At 63.7% G+C, this 4,969-nt stretch carries 5 protein-coding genes; 2 read left to right on the top strand and 3 right to left on the bottom strand.

Annotated elements, in window-relative coordinates:
- Positions 1–176: 176 nt before the first annotated feature.
- Together M9890_15350 and M9890_15355 are read right to left on the bottom strand one after the other, a co-directional pair.
- Positions 177–1,511 (bottom strand): alkyl hydroperoxide reductase, encoded by a 1,335-nt coding sequence (locus M9890_15350; protein ID MCO5178330.1) that lies wholly within the window; start codon positions 1,509–1,511, stop codon positions 177–179.
- 27 nt (positions 1,512–1,538) lie between these two features.
- Positions 1,539–1,676, bottom strand: coding sequence for a hypothetical protein (locus tag M9890_15355; GenBank protein ID MCO5178331.1), 138 nt, complete (start codon positions 1,674–1,676; stop codon positions 1,539–1,541).
- Positions 1,677–1,907: 231 nt separating this feature from the next.
- On the opposite strand from M9890_15355, the gene M9890_15360 reads away from it, so the two are divergent.
- Positions 1,908–3,287 carry a DEAD/DEAH box helicase gene (locus M9890_15360; protein ID MCO5178332.1) on the top strand — a complete coding sequence of 460 codons (1,380 nt, stop codon included), beginning with the start codon at positions 1,908–1,910 and terminating at the stop codon, positions 3,285–3,287.
- Here M9890_15360 and M9890_15365 read toward each other — a convergent pair.
- Positions 3,284–3,604, bottom strand: a complete 321-nt coding sequence (locus tag M9890_15365; GenBank protein ID MCO5178333.1) for a hypothetical protein — start codon at positions 3,602–3,604, stop codon at positions 3,284–3,286. The two genes, M9890_15360 and M9890_15365, sit on opposite strands and share 4 nt — an antisense overlap.
- Positions 3,605–3,817: 213 nt before the next feature.
- Between M9890_15365 and M9890_15370 the strand changes: the two genes are divergently transcribed.
- Positions 3,818–4,957, top strand: a complete 1,140-nt coding sequence (locus M9890_15370; protein ID MCO5178334.1) for a citrate synthase — start codon at positions 3,818–3,820, stop codon at positions 4,955–4,957.
- Positions 4,958–4,969: the final 12 nt, after the last annotated feature.

Here is a 4,969-nt window from a genome sequence, read left to right on the forward strand (position 1 = left end):
ACGACGTGTCAGTTTGATGCGGCTCGCATTCGTCAGGTACTGGACATCCTGCTGGACAACGGCCCCCGGATCCCAACCGAGCATTTGCTGCATATCGTCGAGCGCCACAGCGGCTCGATCGGCGTCACAAGCGACTCCGACGGCTGCACATTCGTCGTCCGACTGCCGTCCGCCGATCACGAGCGTTCGCGGATCTCCACCGTCTCAACAAGACCATCGTCAAGGCGTGCGCGGCGAATGACGTGGTTGTTCGTGTCGGCGATGAAGAGCGTGCCGTCGGCGATGCTCAGACCGGCCGGCTCAAAGAACCTCGCTGCCTGTCGAACCCCGTCTTGCGAGCCAGCGACGCCATCGCCAAGCCAGGTAGTGCAGTCTCCGGTTGTTGGGTCGATGCGCTTGATCTTGTTGTTGTAGGTGTCAGCCACATAGACCACACCCGTCGCCGGATCGACCGCCACGCCGAGCGGGTGCTGCAATCGCGCTGCCGCGGCTAGCCCATCGACATCGCCGAACTCGAACAAGCCCTCGCCGACCAGTGTGTGTACCAGACCGTCACGGTAGCCGGGGATATCGGACCGGCGGACGGCGCTCGTTTCCGAATCGGTGAAGAGCAACGATCGGCCATCCGGGGCGACTGCGATCCCGCTCGGCTGCGCCAACTGACTGGCCGCCAGCGTGCCGTCGCGCAAGTCTTCGTGACCGGTCCCGACCATGCGGCGAATCTGGTCGTCGCCCAGCCGGTGCGCCCAGAGCTGGTGCGAACCGGCCATCGCGACGTAGAGCACGCCCTCGCTAATCGCGATACCCCACGGCGACCGCAACCCTGTTTCGAGCGCATCCCCGCCGGACACGTAACTGGCCGGAAGTTCGCCAGTGCCGGCGATCGTGACCACCGACTCGGCATCCAGGTCGATGCGGCGAATCGCGTGATTGCCGGTGTCGCTGATGATCAGCTTCTGCCCGTCGCAGGCGATGCCCTGCGGCGCACGGAACGACGCGACATCGACAGCGCCGTCCGCAAATCCAGCCACACCGCTGCCAAATGTCCGCACGATCTGTCCGTCCGGGCGCGCCTCGACAATGCGGTGGTGGTTCGTGTCAGCGACATAGAGATTGCCGGACTGGTCGACGGCGACGTCACCCGGGAACGCGAGCGTTGTCTGCGGCGGCTCAGGCACGCTCGCATGAACCGCTCTGCCGCTGAGCAGACCGGCTGCGCCGAACTCGTCGATCATCTTTTCGATGAGCGGCGCGAGCATATCGGCGGTGACTTCGCCCTCGCTCTTGCCGATTACCTTACCCTCCGGGTCGATGAACATCAGCGTCGGCCAGGCGCGTACGGCGTACGACTGCCAGACGACGAAGGCTCCGTCGTTGACAACCGGATGGCCAAGCTCCAGCCGTTCGATAGCGGCGGCAAGGTGCGCGTCTTCGCGCTCGGCTGGGTACTTCGCCGAGTGAACGCCAACCACAACGAGGTGTTCGGGGAAGCGTGCTTCGAGTTCCCGCAACTGCGGGAGGATATGAATGCAGTTGATTCAGCAATAGGTCCAGAAGTCGAGGATGACGACCTTGCCGCGCAGTCCGGCCATCGTCAGTGGTGCATTGACGTTGGACCAACTGAGGTCGGCCGGAAACTCCGGCGCGCGAACCGTCCCGCGAAATGTCTCAGTCACTTGAATGCTCCTCTCCGGCGGCGTGCAGGCACAAGCCTGTTTGCCGCACGGCTGTGCTCGACACCCATGATAGAATAAGCAGGTTGTGGGTGTACACGACCACATTCCCCAGACGTGTACGGCAAGTGTTCCTCCTCAATCGCGCAGCGCGGAGGTCGCCTCCCCGGTAGTCCGGGCGTGGCAAACACCAGAGAAACCGTGATGCGCTGCGCAGCACAGAGGAATAGACTCTTGACCATTGCGATGGCCCGCGAAACGGGCGCAACTTCCTTTGGCGATCTCGGCATGCGTCCTGAGACGCTCAAGGCACTCACCAACATGGGGATGACCACCCCAACACCAATTCAGTCACAGGCGTTGCAGCCGCTGCTCGACGGGCATGACCTGATCGGCCAGGCACGCACCGGCTCAGGCAAGACCCTTGCGTTCGGCATTCCGGCGGTCAATCTCGTTGACCCACGACGCCGCGACGTGCAGGTGCTGATTCTCGTCCCGACCCGCGAGCTTGCGGTTCAGGTCGGTGGCGTACTCGATCAGGTCGGCAAGACTCGCGGTATCAGCAGCGTGCTGATCTTCGGCGGTCGCGCTGCCGGCCCGCAGATTGCCGCCCTGCGCCGCGGCGCGCCGATTGTCGTCGGCACACCGGGCCGCGTGCTCGACCTGCTCAACCAGAATGCGCTGCGCCTCGATGGCGTACGGATGGTCGTGCTCGATGAGGCCGACGAGATGCTCGATCGCGGCTTCGCGCCGGATGTCGAGCGCATCCTGCGTCGCGCGCCGCGCCAGCGTCAGACGGCCCTCTTCTCGGCGACTGTGCCGGACTGGGTCAGCGAGACGTCACGCACCTATCTGTCGGATCCTGTTCGCGTCACCGTCGATCCGCGACCAGAAGACAGCGCGCCAATTGACCATGTCGCCTACGACGTGCCAGATGGTGACAAGCTGACCGCGCTGCGCGATCTGCTCGATCATCGCGGCGACGGCTCGATCATCGTGTTCGGTCGGACAAAGCACGGCGTCAAGAAGCTCGCGCGCAAGCTGGAGGCGGACGGTTATCCGGTTGGTGCGCTGCAGGGCAATCTGTCACAGAACGCGCGTGACCGGGTGATGGCGGACTTCCGCAGCGGCCGCGTCCAGATCCTGCTGGCGACGAACGTTGCCGCCCGTGGCCTCGACATCACCACCGTCGACCAGGTCATCAACATTGACCTGCCCGAGTCGCCGGAGTTGCTGACCCACCGAGTCGGTCGAACCGGACGGATGGGACGCAAGGGACAGGCGATCACGTTGCTTGGCCCGGAGGACGGCGCGAAGTGGCGGCAGCTCGAACGGGGCATCGGCCGACGCATCACCCGCGAGGCATGGCCGGGCGCTGAGGCGGCGATCGCTGCCGATCCGACTCTGGCGCAGCCGCTCTCAACAACGCCGGCAACACCGCGACGTACGCCGCGACCGGTCGCCCGTCCAGTGGCGCAGACTTCCGGCCCACGTGAGCGCCACACGATTGTCTGCACCTCGTGCGGACGCACGGCGCAGGTGCCGTTCGTGCCGGATCCAGACCGACCAGTGTATTGCTCGGACTGCTACTCGCCGCGTCGCCGCCGCCACTAGGCGTCGGTCGGTTCATCCTCGTTCGCGCCAATGATGACTTCATAGCGTCGTCGATGTCGAATATGACGGTCTCGCAGGAGCCGCACGACATCGACGGCGCGAACCCGCTTCGCGCTCGGGCGTGGGTGGTCGGCAAAGTGCAACGTCACCGGCAGGAAGCGGCCGAGGCGGCCGTCGCGGATCGCATCCGCGAGCTGGTCAAGATCGTTGATACCCGGCACATCCTCAATGGTGAGATCTGCTTCGGCCACGTCCGGCGGATGTTCCAGCCAGATGTAAATCCGGGCTTCGTTGTCACTGGCGGATGCGTCGTTCATTCCGTCTCCCGGCTTCCCGCTGCTTTTCTGTGCGAGGCGCGAATCATGCTACGATAACCTCAGAGAGCGTACCGGATCGCGCCGGTCGTATGAAATGTGGGGATGCGGGCTTGTTTCGCCCCGTAGATAGAGGAGTAGAGTCAGTTCGGTCGTGGGTCAATGTTGACCAATACACGTCGGGCCAGATTCTGGGACGAGAGGATTTTCTAGCGTATGACAGCAGCAGCAGCCGGCCTTGATGGCCTCGTTGTCGCACAAACCCAGCTCAGCTCGGTCAACGGCACCGACGGCATCCTTACCTATCGTGGATACAACATCAACGACCTCGCCGAGAAGGTCCGTTTCGAGGAGATCATCTATCTCCTGTGGTACGGATCACTTCCCACTCGCTCCCAGCTCGACGACCTTACCAGCAAGTCTCGCCAGCACCGCCAGATTTCAGCCGACGTAGCGAACACCATCGCTGCCCTGCCGCGTGGTGGCGCACCGATCGACTCACTCAAGGTTGGCGTCACGGCGCTAGGCATGCAGGATGAGAACCAGGACGACCTCAGCCAGGAAGGGCTTCGCGACAAGGCGCTCGGCCTCGCCGCCGCCATGCCGACGATCCTCGCGTCGTACCAGCGCCTGCGCAACGGCCAGGAGCCGGTCGCGCCGGATCCGGACCTCGACATCGCCGCCAATTTCCTCTACATGGTGCGCGGCGAGAAGCCGAGCCAGACGCAGGCAGACGCGTTCAATCTCTACCTTGTCCTGCTGGCCGAGCACTCGATGAACGCTTCGACCTTCACCTCGCGCTCGACCATCTCATCAAGCTCGGACATCTATTCAGCAGTCACGGCAGCACTCGGCAGCCTGAAGGGCGTCGCCCACGGTGGCGCGAACATGATGGCGATGAACATGCTGCTGGAGATCGGCGACCCGGACAAGATCGAGGCGTATGTCGACGAGTCCCTGCAGATCAAGCGCCGCCTGATGGGCCTCGGCCATCGCATCTACAAGACCCGCGATCCGCGTGTGAACCACCTGATGAAGTGGTCGGAAAAGGTTGCCAACGAAGTCGGCGACACCAAGTGGTATCAGCTCGCACACAACATGGAGGAGCTGACCAACCACCACCCGTACTTCACCGAACGCAAGCTCTACCCGAACGTCGAGTTCTACTCGGCACCACTGCTCTACAACCTCGGCTTCCCGCCGGACCTGATGCCGGGCGTCTTCGCCCTCTCTCGCATCGCAGGTTGGTCGGCCAACATCATGGAGCAGATGGCGGAGAATCGCCTGATGCGACCGCAGGCCGAATACGTCGGCCCGACCCATCAGGACTTCGTGCCGATCGACGAGCGCGGCTAAGCCAAAGCCAAC

This window comes from Thermomicrobiales bacterium (assembly GCA_023954495.1).
Taxonomy (GTDB): domain Bacteria; phylum Chloroflexota; class Chloroflexia; order Thermomicrobiales; family CFX8; genus JAMLIA01.

Bases quoted from the DNA above. Each gene is read 5' to 3' on its own strand.
- M9890_15365 (MCO5178333.1), bottom strand. From the start codon at position 3,604: ATGAACGACGCATCCGCCAGTGACAACGAAGCCCGGATTTACATCTGG.
- M9890_15370 (MCO5178334.1), top strand. From the start codon at position 3,818: ATGACAGCAGCAGCAGCCGGCCTTGATGGCCTCGTTGTCGCACAAACC.